This window comes from Rodentibacter trehalosifermentans (genome assembly GCF_002000545.1).
Lineage (GTDB): Bacteria > Pseudomonadota > Gammaproteobacteria > Enterobacterales > Pasteurellaceae > Rodentibacter > Rodentibacter trehalosifermentans.
In genome coordinates this window covers 17,671-35,543 of sequence record NZ_MLHL01000032.1, presented here as the reverse complement: position 1 = coordinate 35,543, position 17,873 = coordinate 17,671, and the positions used below count along the sequence as shown (strand labels likewise).

Here is a 17,873-nt window from a genome sequence, read left to right as displayed (position 1 = left end):
CCTAAGCCCTTTATGCCATTTAAGCGAAAGCAGGTTTTGAGAAAGACAGGGTTTATGCTTGTTTATTTTCTATCTCATCTAATACATTTTCTTTGGCAACTTTTAAGTACTGAATCATAGACCAAACCGTTAAAATGGCGGCAATGTAAAGTAAAACGATCGCTAATATTTCCATATAAACGTTATAACGCCACAGTAATCCGCCCAATGCCAGCATTTGTGAGGTGGTTTTCACTTTTCCCAACCAAGACACTGCCACTTTATTGCGTTCTCCCAGTTCTGCCATCCATTCACGCAAGGCGGAAATAATAATTTCACGGGAGATCATAATCATCGCAGGGATTGTGATCCAAAAGGTATGTTGATATTCAACAATCAGTACAAGTGCGGCAACCACCATCACTTTATCGGCAACAGGATCTAAAAATGCACCAAAACGGGTGGTTTGTTTCCATTTGCGGGCAAGATAGCCATCAAGCCAATCTGTCACACCGGCAATAAAGAAAATGAGAGTGGTAATAAAAGGGGCAGATTCAATAGGCAGATAAAAGGTAATCACAAAAAAAGGAATAAGGATTACACGAAAAAGTGTGAGAAAAGTCGGGATATTAAATTTCATGAAAAATTAACCGCACTTTGGTTACTAATGCCTTTATTCTAAAGGATATCTCGTGATAAAAAAAGCCACATCAAGTGGCTTTATTGTAAAGATTTAATAAAGATTGCCTTTTATTTCTTGAGGGGCACTTATATGGTTTTTTAATGATCTTCTTAAAGCTTAATTTTCCTGATTTAACGCTTTAATATCTTAATCAGGTAAGATGAATAGTTATCGTCGCTTGTTGGTTTACATTGTCGGTTTTGAAGTATAACAAATGATCGCATTTTCACCATTGCCTAAAACTGCAGATGAAGTACAATCCAAATGTTTTATCATTTAAATTAATCTTGTCAAATAAAGGTAGAATTTATGGCTAAAAATCATTCATTATCCACGACACTTGTTCATGCCGGGCGTAATAAACGTGTTACTCAAGGGTCAGTGAATCCAGTAATTCAACGGGCTTCTTCATTGGTTTTTGACACTATCGCAGAGAAAAAACACTGCACTAAAAATCGTTATAAAGGCGAATTGTTTTATGGACGTCGTGGAACACTCACGCATTTTGCCTTGCAAGATCTGATGTGTGAAATGGAAGGCGGAGAGGGATGCTATCTTTATCCTTGCGGTGCAGCGGCGGTCACCAATGCGATCTTATCTTTTGTAAAAAGCGGTGATCATATTTTAATGAGCGGTGCTGCTTATGAACCGACACAAGATTTCTGTAACATCGTTTTGAAAAAGATGCAGGTTGAAACCACCTATTATGATCCTTTAATGGGGGAGCGCATCGCACAACTCATTCAACCGAATACTTCCGTGCTGTTTTTAGAATCACCGAGTTCTCTTACTATGGAAGTGCCGGATATCCCGGCTATTGTAAAGACCGCTCGTGCAGTGAAGCCTGAGATTGTGATTATGATGGATAATACTTGGGGAGCAGGCGTATTGTTTAAGGCATTAGAATACGGTATCGATATTTCTATTCAGGCGGGCACAAAGTATTTAGTCGGGCATTCTGATGTGATGATTGGCACGGCAGTGGCGAATGCCCGTACATGGTCTCAGCTCCGTGAACATTCCTATTTAATGGGGCAAATGGTCGATGCCGATTCTGCTTATACCACCGCAAGAGGTATTCGCACATTGGGGGTACGTTTAAAACAACATCATGAAAGTAGCCTTAAAATCGCAAAATGGTTGACTGAGCGGCCACAAGTTAAAGCCGTTTATCATCCTGCCTTGCCAAGTTGCCCGGGGCATGAATTTTTCCAACGTGATTTTAAAGGCGCAAGTGGGTTATTTTCCTTTGAATTAACCCAACGTTTGAACGATGAACAAGTTGAACAATTTATGGATCATTTCAAGCTCTTTTCCATGGCCTATTCATGGGGGGGCTTTGAGTCGTTAATTTTATGCCATCAACCGGAAGAGATTGCTAAAATTCGCCCAAATATCACACGAAAACTCACGGGCTCTCTCATTCGCGTGCATATCGGCTTTGAAGATCCCGATGAATTAATTGAGGATTTGAAAGCGGGCTTTGAACGTATTGTATAATATGATTTGTATAAAAGGGCTTGGAAACCAGGCCCTTATTTACTCATTTCTTCAGTTGATTTATCATACCCGCCATTTTTAATAGAAAAAGGGATAACAATGAAACATATTCATATTTTAGGTATTTGCGGTACATTTATGGGCGGCGTTGCGATGATCGCCAAACAAATGGGATATAAAGTAACCGGTTCGGATACCAATGTTTATCCGCCGATGAGCACTTTTTTACAAGAACAAAATATTGATATTATTCCCAATTATGATGTAGATCAACTTCAACCGGCACCGGATATGGTGATTATTGGCAATGCACTAAAACGTGGTAACCCTTGTGTAGAATATATATTGGAAAACCGTTTACCCTATACATCAGGCCCTCAGTGGTTACATGATAACTTATTAAGAAATCGTTGGGTTTTGGCGGTTTCAGGAACACATGGTAAAACCACTACAACTGGTATGCTAACTTGGATCTTAGAGCAAAACGGCTTGAAACCCGGCTTTTTAATTGGCGGTATTGCCGGTAATTTTGGAACATCTGCCCGTTTAGGAGAAAGCGATTTCTTTGTTATTGAAGCCGATGAATATGACACCGCATTTTTTGATAAACGCTCTAAGTTTGTGCATTACAACCCCAAAACCCTCATTATCAATAATATCAGTTTTGATCATGCAGATATTTTTGATGATCTGAAAGCCATTCAACGCCAGTTCCATCATATGATCCGCACCATCCCGTCAAGCGGGCGCATTCTTTCTTTTGCCAATGAGCAAAGTGTAAAAGATACCTTAGCCATGGGCTATTGGTCTGAACAACAATTTATCGGGGAAGATAAGGAATGGTTTGCTGAGCGGATCACGACAGATGCCTCCCATTTTGCCGTATTCCATCAGGGGGAAAAAGTGGCAGAAGTGACGTGGAATGTGGTAGGAGTACATAATATGCATAATGCGCTAATGGCAATTGCCGCAGCCTATCATGCCGGGGTATCGGTGGAAAAAGCCTGTGAAGCCTTGGGATCTTTTATTAATGCCAAACGCCGTTTAGAGGTGAAAGGGGAAGTAAAAGGGATTATGGTTTATGATGATTTTGCCCATCACCCTGAAGCGATTTTAGCCACGTTAACCGCCTTGCGTGATAAAGTCGGCGGTGGTGTTCGAATTCTTGCTGTATTAGAGCCTCGTTCAAATACCATGAAAATGGGCGTACATAAAGATGAAATTGCGCCGGCATTGGGCAGAGCGGATGTCGTCTTTATGTTACAGCCGGATAATATTCCTTGGGAAGTTGCGGAAATTGCCGCACAGTGCGTACAACCGGCATATTGGACGGCCAATCTTGATAAATTAGTAGATATGATCGTTGCTGAAGCTCAACCCACGGATCATATTTTGGTGATGTCAAATGGCAGCTTTGGTGGTATTCATCAGAAAATCTTAGATAAGCTCAAGTAATAATCTATGGGTTAAAGTGCGGTTGGAAAATAAATCATTTCTGACCGCACTTTTGTTTTATTATTAGAAAAGGAGAAAAAATGGCTGATCCGCATATTCAATCCCCAATGGATGCTTGGGATAAGCTTACTGTGGTGATTTATCGAACAGGCTTTGTTGTCGCAGCTTTTGCTGTTTTACTGCTGAGTTGGTTTCCCGCTGAGGCAGAAGTGGCTATTTTGATTGCCGCAACCTGTTGTGCCTCTTCTTTGCATATTTACCTCAAACATTTTCGTCTCACCTTTCAATTTGCCACTTGGATTGGTTTGGTCTTTTATATTTTGGGCTGGCATGAATTGGCATTAGGTGGGGCTTTGATGACATTAGGGGGGCTTTGTTTTAAGGAATACTTTTGTTTTCGTGTACCTTTATTAAATTTACAACCTGTTTTTGTCGCAATACTCTGGTTTGTTTGGGTATTTGAGGGGGGAATGCTGACCCGTGTTTTATCCATTATTGTTGGGATGTTGATGTTACTTCTTGCCATACAAAAATGGCGGATGCCGTTGCATTTTGATATTGGAGATAAAACAAAATATCAGGTTTAGAATGAAAAAGAGCGGTCATAAAAAATAATGTTTTTGAGCGTTGGCTTTTCCAACGCCCCCGATAGGGGTGAGCAAACGAGTAAGTGAGTTTGCGAATAATTTTACCGCCCTTTTTATATTTCATTAGTGTAAATAAGTCACTACAACGAAGAAAATTTTTAATAATGAGGCATTAATCAAGTCAATAAAAAATGCGCCTACCATGGGTACGATTAAAAAGGCTTTGTGGGACGCACCGAAACGGCTTGTGATTGCCTGCATATTTGCCACCGCAGTTGGTGTTGCACCCAGACCGAAACCACAGTGCCCTGCGCTGAGCACGATGGCATCATAGTCTTTACCCATCACTCGATAAGTGACATAAATGGCAAAAAATGCCATAAACGCAACTTGAAACGCAAGGATAATGAGTACATCTGTTGCAAGACCTGCCAATTCCCAAAGTTTTAATGACATTAAAGCAATAGCGAGGAAAATGGATAAGCCTACGCTACCTAATACATCAATGGCTGAATCGGCTACACGGAATTTGAAAATATGCGCTAGGGTATTACGGATAATCACACTGGTAAACAAACACCAAACGAAGGTTGGAAGTTGTAATGCTGTGCCTTTTGTCATGCTATCCAGATATTGACCGATCAATAAACAGAAAGACATCATCGCAATGGTTTCAATGATAGAACGGGCGTTCACTTTACGTTGATAGGTGGGATGCTCAAAGGCTTCTTGTACATCATCAACTTCATCATTTTCCGGGTTTTCCCCTTGTTTTTGACGATTTAATAAGAAACGTGCAACAGGGCCACCGATGATACCGCCAAACACTAAACCGAAAGTGGCACAAGCCATAGCGATTTCGGTTGCTGCCGGTAAGTTAAATTCTTTGATGAAGGTTTCAGCCCAAGCCGCACCGGTGCCATGACCACCGGTTAAGGTGATAGAGCCTGCCAATAAGCCATAGGCAGGATCAATGCCTAAAACCTGTGTACCGGCAATACCGATAACGTTTTGGAAGAAAATTAATGCAGCTGCCACAAAGAGGAAAACAATAAGCGGTTTACCGCCTTTTATTAAACGGGCAAAATTTGCACTTAAACCGATTGATGAGAAGAAAACCAACATCATTGTGGTTTGTAAACTTTTCTCAAAAGTAAAGGAAGTACTATCTATCTGATGCCAAATGGCTAAGGCGATAGCGACAATGAAACCGCCGACAACGGGTTCGGGAATGTTAAAATTTTTAAGTACGCTAATGCGCTTTACTAAAAAATAGCCGAGCAATAAAACAAGACTTGCGAGTGCAAGTGTTTGATAAGTATCAAATACAATATTCACGAAATATACTCCTCTAATTGGTTTCGGAAAATTTATATGTTGTGTTCAGGTTCGATCACGACAATATCTACGTTACTGTGTAAGCCACGGGGAAGCGGTGATCCTTTTCTACCGCGTTCCGCTTGGAATTTTTGCAGATCCTCCGGTTTTAATGTGATTTTTCTTTTACCGGAATGGAACTCAAGACTGGCTTGATCTGAAATGAGCAATAATTTGACTAATAATTCGCTACGATCTTTTGCGTTCGTTGCGGAAATACTCACAATTTTATTGCCTTTACCTTTTGATAATACCGGCAAATCTTGTGCCGGAAAAATCAACATTCTACCGGCTGACGTTAAGGCAACAAGAAGTGCGGTTGAATTTGGCAGAATTTTAGGCGGCAGCACTTTGGCATTTTCCGGTAAAGAAATTAAGGCTTTTCCTGCTTTATTACGTGCAATTAAATCTTCAAATTTACAAATAAAGCCATATCCTGCATCTGAACTCATCAGTAAGGGCTGTTGTTCTGCTGCCATCACCACATGTTCAATACCTGCTCCTGGCGGTAGGGTTAATTTACCGGTAAGAGGCTCACCTTGTGAACGGGCGGAAGGTAAGCTTAGGGGATCAATAGCATAGCTGCGTCCTGTGCTATCGATAAATACAGCGGCTTGATTACTTTTACCATAGGCATGAGCAAGATAGCCATCGCCTGCTTTATAACTTAATGCTTTTGGATCAATATCATGACCTTTTGCACAACGTGCCCAGCCCATTTGCGATAAAATAACCGTAACCGGTTCTGCCGGTGTCATTTCACTTTCGGAAATCGCTTTGGCTTCTTCACGTTCGACTAATTGCGATAGCCTTGGGCTGGCATATTTTTTGGCATCTTCTTGGATCTCTTTTTTGATGAGCGTATTCAGACGACGTTCAGAACCTAAAATCGCCTCTAAATTTGACCGCTCTTTTTCTAAGTCATCCTGCTCTGCACGGAGTTGGTGCTCTTCTAATTTCGCTAAGTGACGTAGCCGTAAATTTAAAATGGCATCGGCTTGTTCATCACTGAGTTTAAAACGAGCCATTAATTCCGCTTTAGGGTCGTCTTCATGACGGATAATGTCGATCACTTCATCAATATTTAAAAAAGCAATCATTAACCCTTCTAAAATATGCAAGCGGGCGAGCACTTTATCCAAGCGATACTGTAAACGACGTGTGACAGTAGTACGGCGGAAATGTAACCATTCATTGAGAATTTGCACTAAGCCTTTCACTGCCGGTTTATGATCAAGCCCAATCATATTCATATTTACCCGATAGCTTTTTTCCAGATCGGTGGTGGCAAATAAATGCGCCATCAAAGCATCGGTATCCACCCGATTAGAACGGGGAACGATCACAATTCTAATTGGGTTTTCGTGATCGGCTTCATCACGAATATCTTCGACCATCGGCAATTTTTTTGCGGTCATTTGCTCGGCAATTTGGGCAATGATTTTAGACGGCGAGGCCTGATGGGGAAGGGCGGAAATAATGATTTCACCTTCTTCTTTTTTCCAAGTCGCCCGCATTTTGATTGATCCACGGCCTTGTTCATAAATTTTACGAATTTCCGCTTTTGGTGAAATAATTTCGGCTTCTGTTGGGAAATCCGGTCCTTGCACAATGTTTAAGAGATCGTCAAGGTTGGCTTTGGGATGATCGAGTAAATGAACGGCGGTATCGGCAATTTCATTAATATTATGAGGGGGAATATCCGTTGCCATCCCCACCGCAATACCTGTGGTGCCGTTAAGCAAAATATGGGGTAAACGTGCCGGTAAATATTGGGGTTCTTCTAAAGTGCCGTCAAAATTTGGTTGATAATCCACCGTGCCTTGTCCAAGTTCGGAAAGTAAAATTTCAGAAATTTTGGAAAGACGTGATTCCGTATAACGCATTGCCGCAAAGGATTTTGGATCATCCGGTGCCCCCCAGTTGCCTTGTCCGTCCACCAAGGGATAACGATAAGAAAAGGGCTGTGCCATTAGCACCATCGCTTCATAACAAGCAGAATCCCCATGTGGATGGAATTTACCTAACACATCCCCCACGGTACGGGCGGATTTTTTATATTTTGCCGTGGCATTTAACCCCAGTTCCGACATGGCGTAAACGATACGGCGTTGTACCGGTTTTAAACCGTCACCAATAAAAGGCAATGCACGATCCATAATGACGTACATGGAATAGTTGAGATAAGCACTTTCAGTGAAAGTGCGAAGCGGCATTTGCTCAATGCCTTCGTAGTTGATATTTGTGGTCATAGTTTTTTGGTTCTTTGTTTTTTGTTGACGTAATACATACGCCGTGATGTTATTTATATCGGGTTTCGCTCAATAAGTGACCTACTTTCTTTTACTCGTATAAAAGAAAGTAGGCAAAGAAAACACGCCCCAGTTAAATCGCTGTGCTTTGCTTAGTTTCAATTTTCTTTACGGCAATTTTCTGAACTTGCTACGTTCAGACAGACGAAAATTGCACTAAAAAGTGCAGTTAATTTTCTATTTGTTTTGGTGATTTTCCGTATTTATTTTCTTTGGGTTCGCCTTCTTGGAATAACAGTTTTAGGATTAAGAAAATGTAATAAAGTAAAAAAACTCCAAAAGCCGTAAGGGTGTAGAGTTTATAATCTTCCCCTTGAAATGAAATTGTTATACCAAAATATAAAAATAACATGAGGCGAGCTAAGCCAATGAAAATTAGAAATACAGGAAACAGCAAATAGAAAATCCAATATTTTGATTTATTTAAATCCTGGAATCTTCTTCCGATGACGGAAAACAAGGGAACCAAGCTAATTATAAAATAAACCGTAGTAAAGGCATGAAAAGAAAAAATGTTTTCTTTAATTGAATAGCTTTGTTCTTGGCGTATTGATGTGAAATCTATACTTATAAAATTCGGATAAGGATAAATATATTCTTTAATCAGCATTTCAATCGTTTGCAAACCGGCAGCAATAATGAATGTCACAAGTAAAAAAGACCCAAGCTCAAGTCGTCTTGCTCTACCTTGATAGTTAAACTTTTTCTGCCAACAAATTAAAAAATAAGAGATGATGGTATCCATAAAATTTTCTTTGTATCTGCCCAAAAATGATTAAAAATTTGACCGCACTTTTAGATTATTTCTTCGTCGCGCCGCTTTCCATATCTGCATGGTTGTGTTGCATCATGCCTTTATGACTGTCGATTTCATAAGGCACAGGTTGCGGTTTTTGTGGGTTCGGGTCATTTTTAATGGGTTCATCTTTTAATCTACCGGAATAAATGGACGGATTTTGCTCTCCCGTAACTACAATTTGTCCCATTGTTCCCTTGTTAGCGGCACGAAAAATGGAATGATCCATAAATACATAAGTACCAGGCACATCAATTTGGGTTTCCACAATAGTCGCACCACCTGAGGGAATCAGCGTGGTTTGCACATTATGGTTGAGCAATGTACCGCCTTCCACATAGACATTATCAAACACCGCACCGATTAAATGGAATGATGAAACCAGGTTAGGACCGGCATTACCAATAAAGAAACGAATTTTTTCACTGGTTTTGGCTTGAAGGGCATTTTCCCCCATCATGGAACCGACTTTGCCATTGAATAGCACATAATCAGGGCGTTCATCAATGGCTTTACTCATGCTAAAGGGCTGCAAACCCGGTTCACCAAATTGCCCTTTCACGTAAAATTCGCTTTGCATAATATAAAATTCACGATCGACTTTTGGTAAACCTTCTTTTGGCTCAACTAAAATTAAGCCATACATTCCCTTGGCAAGATGTACGGCGACCGGCTGACTACCACAATGATACAAATAAATGCCCGAACGCAAGGCTTTAAATTGAAAGGTTCCGGTTCTGCTTGGCGCAGTTTCACTGGCGATTGCGCCACCCATTGGGACGGCTGCCGCATGAAAATCAATGCTATGAGACATCATTGAACTGGCAGAGTTGGAGAGTTTTACCTCCACTATATCGCCTTCCCGTACCCGAATAAAGGGGGCCGGCACATTGCCATTAAATGTCCAAAATTTGTATTGTACCCCTTCCATCAATTCCATAATTTTTTCAAGTGCGGTCAGTTTTACCACTACTTTTGCCGGATAATTGCGATCAACGGGTTTTGGCACCTGCGGTGCAAGTGTGATTTCTGCCTCAATTTCAGGTAGTTCTGTGAAGGTTTTTTCCATGGTTTTGCCTTCCGCTTGAGCCGGCATTTGAATTAAACCTGCTCCGAGACTCAATGTGGCAATGCTTAATGTGGTATTCTTAAGAAAATCACGGCGTCGTTCGTTCATTTTTTACCTGCTTTATTGTCAATTACACGGCTAAATCTACTTGATCACCCTTGGTTTGCAACCAGTTTTTGCGATCTTCGGAACGTTTTTTCGCCAGTAACATATCCATCAGTTCTAAGGTTTCTTTGCCTTGTTCTTCTTCTGACTGGTAGGTGAGTTGCACAAGGCGGCGGGTATTTGGATCCATGGTGGTTTCCCGTAGTTGAGCGGGGTTCATTTCACCCAAACCTTTGAAACGCTGAACGTTTGGTTTGCCTTTTTTATTTTTCAAGCGATCTAAAATTGCCTCTTTTTCCCCCTCATCTAAGGCATAAAACACCTCTTTATTCAAATCAATGCGATAAAGCGGCGGCATGGCGACATAAACGTGCCCTTCCTGTACCAATTTTGGGAAATGGCGTAAGAATAACGCACAAAGTAGCGTGGCAATGTGTAAGCCGTCGGAATCCGCATCGGCAAGAATACAGACTTTTCCGTAGCGGAGTTGGGAGAGATCATCATTGTCCGGATCGATACCCAATGCCACCGCAATATCGTGGATTTCAGTCGATCCAAGCACTTGTTCCGGTGACACTTCCCAAGTATTTAAAATTTTTCCACGCAAAGGCAAAATCGCCTGATATTCACGATCTCGGGCTTGTTTGGCAGAGCCTCCCGCAGAATCCCCTTCCACTAAGAAAAGCTCGGTTTTCTCCAGATCTTGAGAACCACAATCTGCTAATTTACCCGGTAATGCGGGGCCACTCACCAATTTTTTCCGTACCACTTTTTTCGCTGCACGCAAACGGCGTTGGGCAGAGCTTATCGCCATTTCAGCGAGTTTTTCCGCATCTTGCACATTTTGGTTAAGCCATAGGCTAAAGGCATCTTTTAAAACACCGCTCACAAAGACCGCACTTTGACGAGAGGACAAGCGTTCTTTGGTTTGACCGGCAAATTGGGCATCTTGCATTTTGAGCGAAAGAATATAAGCGCAGCGATCCCAAATATCATCAGCGGTCAGTTTGACCCCACGGGGAAGCAAATTGCGGAATTCGCAAAATTCTCGAATGGCATCAAGCAAACCTTGGCGTAAGCCGTTGACGTGTGTCCCCCCTTGAATGGTTGGGATCAAATTCACATAGCTCTCACCGATTAACTCGCCACCTTCAGGTAGCCATAATAACGCCCAGCTAACCGCTTCATTACTCCCTTTAAATTCGCCCACGAAAGGTTTTTCCGGGAGGGTTTCATAGCCATTGACCGCTTCAATAAGATAGTCGGACAAGCCGTCTTCGTATAGCCAAACATCCTGGGTATTGTTAACTTTATCCGTGAATTTGATTTCCAGCCCTGAGCAAAGCACGGCTTTGGCTCGCAATAAATGACGTAGGCGGCTGACGGAAAATTTTGCATTATCGAAATATTTTGGGTTAGGTTTAAAATGAACGGTGGTGCCGGTGGTACGTCTGCCACAGGTGCCGATCACTTCCAATTCTTCGACTTTCACCCCATTTTCAAAGGCAATTTTATACACTTCACCATTACGTTTAACTTGAATATCCACCCGTTCGGAAAGGGCGTTTACCACAGAAATCCCCACACCATGTAAGCCACCGGCAAATTCATAGTTTTTATTGGAAAATTTACCGCCTGCGTGAAGCTTGGTTAAAATCACCTCTACACCGGAAACTCCTTCAGTCGGGTGAATATCCACCGGCATTCCCCGACCGTTATCAATGACTTCAAGGGATTGATCGGCATGTAAAATCACTTCAATTTTTGTGGCGAACCCGGCAAGGGCTTCATCTACACTGTTATCTATCACTTCTTGTGCGAGGTGATTAGGGCGGGTGGTATCGGTGTACATACCGGGACGAACTTGCACCGGTTCAAGATCTTTTAACACCGTAATTTCTTGAGCTGAATATTGCGTTGTCATGTTTAGGTTATTCATTAAAGAGAAAAAAATTGCCAGAGAGTGTATCAAAAAGTGCGGTTGTTTTCGACCGCACTTTAATCATATAAGCTCGGATCACTTTCATTTGGACGAGTTTTAAAACGGCGGTGTAGCCACATATATTGCGCCACACCTTTTAGAATTTCTTTTTCGACAAGCCGGTTCATGCGTATTGCAATGCTTTTTTCATCATCTAAATCGGTGAAATCCACCGGAGAGGAAATACTCACCGTGTAGCCGGAACCATCTCTATTTCGAAGCGGTGCAAAGGGGATGATTTTACTTTTTGGTGAAGATTTTAATAAATAGTAGCTGCCGGTGGTAGTGCAAGCATCAGGTACGGCAAAAAATGGCACAAACACCGCATTTTTTCGCCCGTAATCGTGATCGGGCGCATACCAAATGGTTTCCCCCTGACGCAGAGCTTTAATCATACCGCGAAGGTCTTTGCGATCCAGCATATCTTTATTTGAACGCAAGCGCCCTTGGGTTTGTAGCCAGTCCATCAGCGGATTATCATTGGGGCGATAGACACCTAATCCGGGGTGATGTAACCCCACAATGCGTGCGCCAAGTTCTAATGTGAGAAAATGCACACCAACAAAAATAATGCCGTCTTGTTGGTTCGCTTTGAGATGATGTAATCCTTCAATTTTCGACCATTTTTTTATACGGGCATCAGACCAAAACCATGCCATACCCGTTTCAATGATGGCCATGCCCACTGAGCGTAAATTTTCTTGTAACAGGGTTTCTCGCTCGCTTTCCGGCATATCGGGAAAGCAAAGTGCCAGATTTCGGCGTGCAATAGCCGCCCGGCGTTTGCCGATTTTCAACCGAGAAAAAAGCCAGCCTAATGCGTTTCCAATATGGCGTAAAATTGGGTAGGGCAATAAAAGTAGCATACGCCAAATCCCCACAGCAAGCCAAAAGCCCCAATATTTTGGCGCAAGAAAGGCAGGTTGAAAGGTTGGCAGTTTGGTCTTTTTCATGGGCAGTTAATCATTCATTCCTCGTGAAATTGCGCGGTAGTTTAACGTAAAAATGACTTATGGTAAAATCACGCCAATTTTTCCAAGAGAGAATAATATGGCTCAGTATTTAGCAGAATTTAAACAGGCAAAAGTCCTTGTATTAGGCGATGTTATGCTTGATCGTTATTGGTTTGGTGCCACCAATCGTATTTCACCTGAAGCACCGGTGCCGGTGGTGCGTGTGCAAGAAAATGAAGAGCGTGCCGGTGGTGCGGCGAATGTGGCGATGAACATTGCATCACTCAATGTACCGGTTCAGTTGATGGGCTTGATTGGGCAAGATGAAACCGGTGCGGCATTGTCGCATTTGTTAAAAAATCAAAAAATTGATTGTAATTTCGTGGCATTAAGCAGCCATCCAACCATTACCAAATTGCGTATTTTATCCCGCCATCAGCAGCTTTTACGACTTGATTTTGAAGAAGATTTCCAAAATGTGGATTGCAAAGATTTGCTGACCAAATTAGAAAGTGCGGTCAAAAATTATGGTGCTTTGGTGCTTTCCGATTACGGTAAAGGCACGTTAAAAGAAGTGCAAAAAATGATCCAAATTGCACGAACAGCCAATGTACCGGTACTTATCGATCCAAAAGGGACAGATTTTGAACGTTATCGTGGTGCTACCTTGCTCACACCGAATATGGCAGAATTTGAAGCCGTGGTGGGGAAATGCAACACGGAAGAAGAAATCATCGAAAAAGGGCTAAAATTAATTTCTGATATTGAATTGACCGCACTTTTAGTGACCCGCTCAGAAAAAGGGATGACTTTGTTGCGCCCTAATCAAGAACCCTATCATCTCCCTACAGTGGCAAAAGAAGTCTTTGATGTGACCGGCGCAGGGGATACCGTAATTAGCGTGTTGGCAACCGCCCTTGCCGATGGACGTTCCTTTGAAGAAGCCTGTTATTTAGCCAATGTTGCCGCAGGTATTGTGGTGGGTAAATTGGGGACGTCAACGGTTTCTAATGTCGAGCTTGAAAATGCCATTCACGCCCGTCCGGAAACCGGTTTTGGGATGATGACAGAGGGACAACTTAAAGATGCCGTTAAGCAAGCCAAAGCCCGTGGAGAAAAAATTGTGATGACAAACGGTTGTTTTGATATTTTGCATCCGGGGCATGTGTCTTATCTTGAAAATGCCCGTAAATTAGGGGATCGTTTAATTGTTGCGGTAAATAGCGATGATTCCGTCAAACGCTTAAAAGGCGAAACCCGCCCAATTAACAATCTTGACACCCGAATGGCCGTATTGGCAGGGTTGTCCTCCGTGGATTGGCTTGTGCCTTTCACGGAAGACACCCCACAACGCCTAATTGGTGAAATCCTACCGGATTTGTTGGTAAAAGGCGGTGATTACAAACCGGAAGAGATTGCCGGTAGCCAAGAAGTGTGGGCAAATGGTGGGGAAGTGAAAGTGCTCAACTTTGAAAACGGTTGTTCCACCACTAATGTTATTGAGAAAATCAAAGCATTGAAAGATTAAGTAGAGTAGATAAGAGAAGGTTGGGATATCCCAACCTTTTTACCATATTATTTATCTACTTTTTAGGAAATCACATCTATTGCTTGATTTTGTTTGCTTCTACTTATAGAATGCCCACTCCTTATCATCGCTGGGTTAGAGATCGGCGAATGATGTATCAACAACCCTACCTTTTAGGAGTAAAACATGTCTCTAAGTACTGAAAAAAAAGCAGCTATCGTTGCTGAATTTGGTCGTGATGCGAAAGATACCGGTTCTTCCGAAGTGCAAATCGCATTATTAACTGCACAAATCAACCACTTACAAGCTCACTTTGCTGAGCACAAAAAAGACCACCATGGTCGCCGTGGTTTATTACGTATGGTTTCCCGTCGTCGTAAACTTTTAGACTACTTAAAACGTACTGATCTTGCTTTATATCAAAGCACTATCGCCCGTTTAGGTTTACGTCGCTAATTTTTATTACAATATTAAGCAATTTAGCCCTCAGTTTTGAGGGCTTTTTTATATGAAAAATATTTGAGTAATATCGTATTTATAGGTGAATGATATTTTAGACAGAAAAATAGGCAAAGTGCGGTTAAAAAATGATGGGGTTTTAGAGAAGAAGTTGAGCGAATTTATGTGGGATGGTACGTACTTCGGGAAAGAAATCGTATCGTCTATGAAAATCACAAAATTTGTTCATAAAATGCTAAAAGAGTTATCCTTTGAGCCATTGTCAAGCCTTATTAAAGTGCGATAAACTACGCAAGTTTTTTATTTTTAGTACTAGGACAAAAAATGACAGATTCTCAACTTGATGTGCAGATTGAAGAAACATTGGAAAACGGACAAAAATTAACGAATAACAAGGAAATTATTGCGTATTTAGCTGAAAAATTTCCACTTTGCTTTATTTTAGAAGGTGAAGCAAAACCGTTAAAAATTGGTTTGTTCCAAGATTTGGCGGAAGCGTTAAAAGACGATGAGCGTGTAAGTAAAACCCAATTGCGCCATGCACTTCGTCAATACACCTCAAACTGGCGTTATTTACATGGCTGCCGTGAAGGTGCGGAGCGTGTAGATTTATATGGTAATCCGGTGGGCTTATTAGAGGCAGAACACGTTGCTCATGCCGCACAACAGCTTGCTGAAGCGAAAGCGAAATTTGCAGAAAAACGCAAAGCAGATCTAGCAGCGAAAAAAGCACAACAAAAACGTCAACCCCGCCGCCAAAATAATCCAAAAGTACCACGTAAGCCAAAAATGGAATTAAGTGCGGTCGATTTTGCCACACTTTCTAAAGGTTCGGCTGTTAAGGTGAAAGTAGGCGAGCAAGCGAAAAAAGGCACGGTGGTTGAAGTATTGAAAGATTCGGCACGTGTTGAGCTTGAAAACGGTCTGGTGATGAACGTTAATGCGGATCGTCTGTTTGCATAATTTGCTATTTTTATTATCGGGAAAGGTTAAATGAAATTCACAATGTCTAAAAGTCTTTTAGCAAGTGCGGTATTAGGTGCGTTGCTTTTTCATTCCAATGTGGGCTTTGCCGTTGCACCTAAATTGAAGTTGAGCGATATTCAAATTCCTACTGCGACAGAAGAAAATCAGCTGGCAACAAAACGTGCGACAACGCGCTTAACACAGTCGCATTATCGTAAGTTTCAGCTTGATGATGCCTTTTCCGAGAAGATTTTTGATCGTTATATCAAAAATCTTGATTATAGCCGCAATATGTTTTTGCAATCGGATGTGGATGAATTGCGCAGCAAATATGGGGCACAATTAGATGATCAACTTAACCAAGGTGATCTTTCAGCCGCCTTTGCTATTTATGATTTAATGATGAAACGTCGTTATGAGCGTTATGCTTATGCGCTATCATTATTAGATAAAGAGCCTAACTTAACCGGCAAGGATCAAATTGAAATTGATCGTGAAAAAGCGGCTTTTCCTAAAACGGAAGAAGAAGCAAACCGTCTTTGGGAAGCGCGGGTGAAAAATGATGTGATCAATTTGAAGTTGAAAGATAAAAAATGGCCGGAAATTAAAGATAAACTGACAAAACGTTATAATTTAGCCATTCGTCGTTTAACACAAACAAAAGCAGATGATATTGTTCAAACCTATTTGAATGCCTTTGCCCGTGAAATCGATCCCCATACCAGTTACCTTGCACCACGTACCGCAAAAAGTTTTAATGAAAGCATGAATCTTTCTTTGGAAGGAATTGGTGCGACATTACAAGCGGAAGATGACGAAACAACGATTAAATCTCTTGTTCCGGGAGCACCGGCAGAACGCAGTAAAAAATTGCAGGCCGGCGATAAAATTGTCGGAGTCGGGCAGGAAAAAGGGGAAATTGAAGACGTTGTAGGTTGGCGTTTGGAAGATATTGTTGAAAAAATTAAGGGGAAAAAAGGTTCTAAAGTTCGCTTGGAAATTGAACCGGCTAAAGGTGGCAAATCCCGTATTGTAACTTTGGTGCGAGATAAAGTGCGCATTGAAGATCAGGCGGCAAAATTAACCGTTGAAAAAGTGGATGGGGAAAATATTGGTGTGATTAAAATTCCAAGTTTCTACATTGGTTTGACGGAAGATGTGAAAAAATTATTGGTTAAAGCCGAGAAAAAACAGGTGAAAGGCTTGATTGTGGATCTGCGTGAGAACGGTGGTGGAGCTTTAACGGAAGCGGTGGCATTGAGCGGATTATTTATTACAGATGGCCCGGTGGTGCAGGTGCGTGATGCCTATCAACGTATTCGCATACATGAAGATGATGATCGTGCAGAACAATATAAAGGTCCGTTAATTGTGATGATTAACCGTTTCAGCGCATCAGCTTCCGAAATTTTTGCTGCAGCGATGCAAGACTATAATCGTGGCATTATTATTGGGCAAAATACCTTTGGTAAAGGTACAGTTCAACAAAGCCGTTCATTAAACTTTGTGTATGATTTAGATCAAACCCCATTGGGTGTGTTGCAATATACCATTCAAAAATTCTATCGTATCAATGGCGGTTCAACGCAGTTAAAAGGGGTTTCGGCGGATATTCATTTCCCTGAAGTGATTGATGCAAAAGAAAACGGTGAGGAGAAAGAGGATAATGCGCTTCCTTGGGATAAAATTCCGGCAGCAATGTATTCTGAAATCGGTAATGCCCGCCGGTATGTTTCAGTATTAGACAAAAATCATCAGGTGCGTATAGCAAAAGATCCTGAGTTTATTGCATTAAATGAAGAGCTCAAAATCCGTGATGAACGCCGCAATCGTAAATTTATGTCTTTGAACTACCAAGAGCGTAAAGCAGAGAATGATAGTGATGAGGCAAGACGCTTGAAAGATATCAATGAGCGTTTTAAGCGTGAAGGTAAGAAACCGTTAAAAAATATCGATGCCTTACCAAAAGATTATGAAGCACCGGATTTTTTTTTAAAAGAAGCAGAAAAAATGGCAGCAGACTTGGTGAAATTAAGCGGTAAGAAATAATTAATAAAACAGAAATAAAAAATCATTGAATTTTGACCGCACTTTTATAAAGTGCGGTCTGTTTCGTAAAATCTT

The 17,873-nt window shown here is 41.5% G+C and carries 14 protein-coding genes; 7 read left to right on the top strand and 7 right to left on the bottom strand.

What is annotated here, in order from left to right:
• Positions 1-52 precede the first annotated feature (52 nt).
• Complete coding sequence (gene pgsA / locus BKK52_RS06580; RefSeq protein ID WP_077420941.1) at positions 53-619, bottom strand: CDP-diacylglycerol--glycerol-3-phosphate 3-phosphatidyltransferase; 567 nt, start codon at positions 617-619, stop codon at positions 53-55.
• 351 nt (positions 620-970) lie between these two features.
• Between pgsA and metC the strand changes: the two genes are divergently transcribed.
• The 3 genes from metC to BKK52_RS06565 all read left to right on the top strand — a co-directional run bounded on the left by metC (position 971) and on the right by BKK52_RS06565 (position 4,203).
• Positions 971-2,161, top strand: coding sequence for a cystathionine beta-lyase (gene metC / locus BKK52_RS06575; RefSeq protein ID WP_077420942.1), 1,191 nt, complete (start codon positions 971-973; stop codon positions 2,159-2,161).
• A gap of 99 nt (positions 2,162-2,260) precedes the next feature.
• Positions 2,261-3,616 (top strand): UDP-N-acetylmuramate:L-alanyl-gamma-D-glutamyl-meso-diaminopimelate ligase, encoded by a 1,356-nt coding sequence (mpl, locus tag BKK52_RS06570; RefSeq protein ID WP_077420943.1) that lies wholly within the window; start codon positions 2,261-2,263, stop codon positions 3,614-3,616.
• A gap of 80 nt (positions 3,617-3,696) precedes the next feature.
• Entirely contained in the window at positions 3,697-4,203 is a 507-nt protein-coding gene (locus BKK52_RS06565; protein ID WP_077420944.1) for a DUF2301 domain-containing membrane protein, read from the top strand.
• Positions 4,204-4,326: 123 nt separating this feature from the next.
• Here BKK52_RS06565 and gltS read toward each other — a convergent pair whose 3' ends face one another.
• The 6 genes from gltS to BKK52_RS06535 form a co-directional block, all read right to left on the bottom strand.
• The gene (gene gltS, locus BKK52_RS06560; RefSeq protein WP_077420945.1) at positions 4,327-5,541 is read right to left on the bottom strand and encodes a sodium/glutamate symporter; all 1,215 of its coding nucleotides are present in this window, start codon (positions 5,539-5,541) and stop codon (positions 4,327-4,329) included.
• A 32-nt stretch (positions 5,542-5,573) separates the two neighbouring features.
• Entirely contained in the window at positions 5,574-7,832 is a 2,259-nt protein-coding gene (parC, locus tag BKK52_RS06555; RefSeq protein ID WP_077478297.1) for a DNA topoisomerase IV subunit A, read from the bottom strand.
• A gap of 229 nt (positions 7,833-8,061) precedes the next feature.
• The gene (locus BKK52_RS06550; RefSeq protein WP_077420947.1) at positions 8,062-8,637 is read right to left on the bottom strand and encodes a DUF805 domain-containing protein; all 576 of its coding nucleotides are present in this window, start codon (positions 8,635-8,637) and stop codon (positions 8,062-8,064) included.
• A gap of 55 nt (positions 8,638-8,692) precedes the next feature.
• Positions 8,693-9,865 carry a copper-containing nitrite reductase gene (gene nirK, locus BKK52_RS06545; RefSeq protein ID WP_077420948.1) on the bottom strand — a complete coding sequence of 391 codons (1,173 nt, stop codon included), beginning with the start codon at positions 9,863-9,865 and terminating at the stop codon, positions 8,693-8,695.
• A gap of 22 nt (positions 9,866-9,887) precedes the next feature.
• The gene (gene parE / locus BKK52_RS06540; protein ID WP_077420949.1) at positions 9,888-11,786 is read right to left on the bottom strand and encodes a DNA topoisomerase IV subunit B; all 1,899 of its coding nucleotides are present in this window, start codon (positions 11,784-11,786) and stop codon (positions 9,888-9,890) included.
• Positions 11,787-11,860: 74 nt separating this feature from the next.
• Positions 11,861-12,796: a Kdo(2)-lipid IV(A) acyltransferase gene (locus BKK52_RS06535; protein ID WP_077420950.1), complete on the bottom strand. Its 936-nt coding sequence runs from the start codon at positions 12,794-12,796 to the stop codon at positions 11,861-11,863.
• A 97-nt stretch (positions 12,797-12,893) separates the two neighbouring features.
• On the opposite strand from BKK52_RS06535, the gene hldE reads away from it, so the two are divergent.
• The 4 genes from hldE (at position 12,894) to prc (ending at position 17,798) form a co-directional block, all read left to right on the top strand.
• A complete protein-coding gene (gene hldE / locus BKK52_RS06530; protein WP_077420951.1) occupies positions 12,894-14,324 on the top strand; it encodes a bifunctional D-glycero-beta-D-manno-heptose-7-phosphate kinase/D-glycero-beta-D-manno-heptose 1-phosphate adenylyltransferase HldE in 1,431 nt (476 codons plus the stop codon).
• Between the two features lie 186 nt (positions 14,325-14,510).
• The gene (rpsO, locus tag BKK52_RS06525) at positions 14,511-14,780 is read left to right on the top strand and encodes a 30S ribosomal protein S15 (protein ID WP_005628925.1); all 270 of its coding nucleotides are present in this window, start codon (positions 14,511-14,513) and stop codon (positions 14,778-14,780) included.
• Between the two features lie 327 nt (positions 14,781-15,107).
• On the top strand, positions 15,108-15,746 hold the full coding sequence (gene proQ, locus BKK52_RS06515; protein WP_077474128.1) for an RNA chaperone ProQ: 639 nt from the start codon (positions 15,108-15,110) through the stop codon (positions 15,744-15,746).
• Between the two features lie 30 nt (positions 15,747-15,776).
• Positions 15,777-17,798, top strand: coding sequence for a carboxy terminal-processing peptidase (gene prc / locus BKK52_RS06510; RefSeq protein WP_077478294.1), 2,022 nt, complete (start codon positions 15,777-15,779; stop codon positions 17,796-17,798).
• Positions 17,799-17,873 lie beyond the last annotated feature (75 nt).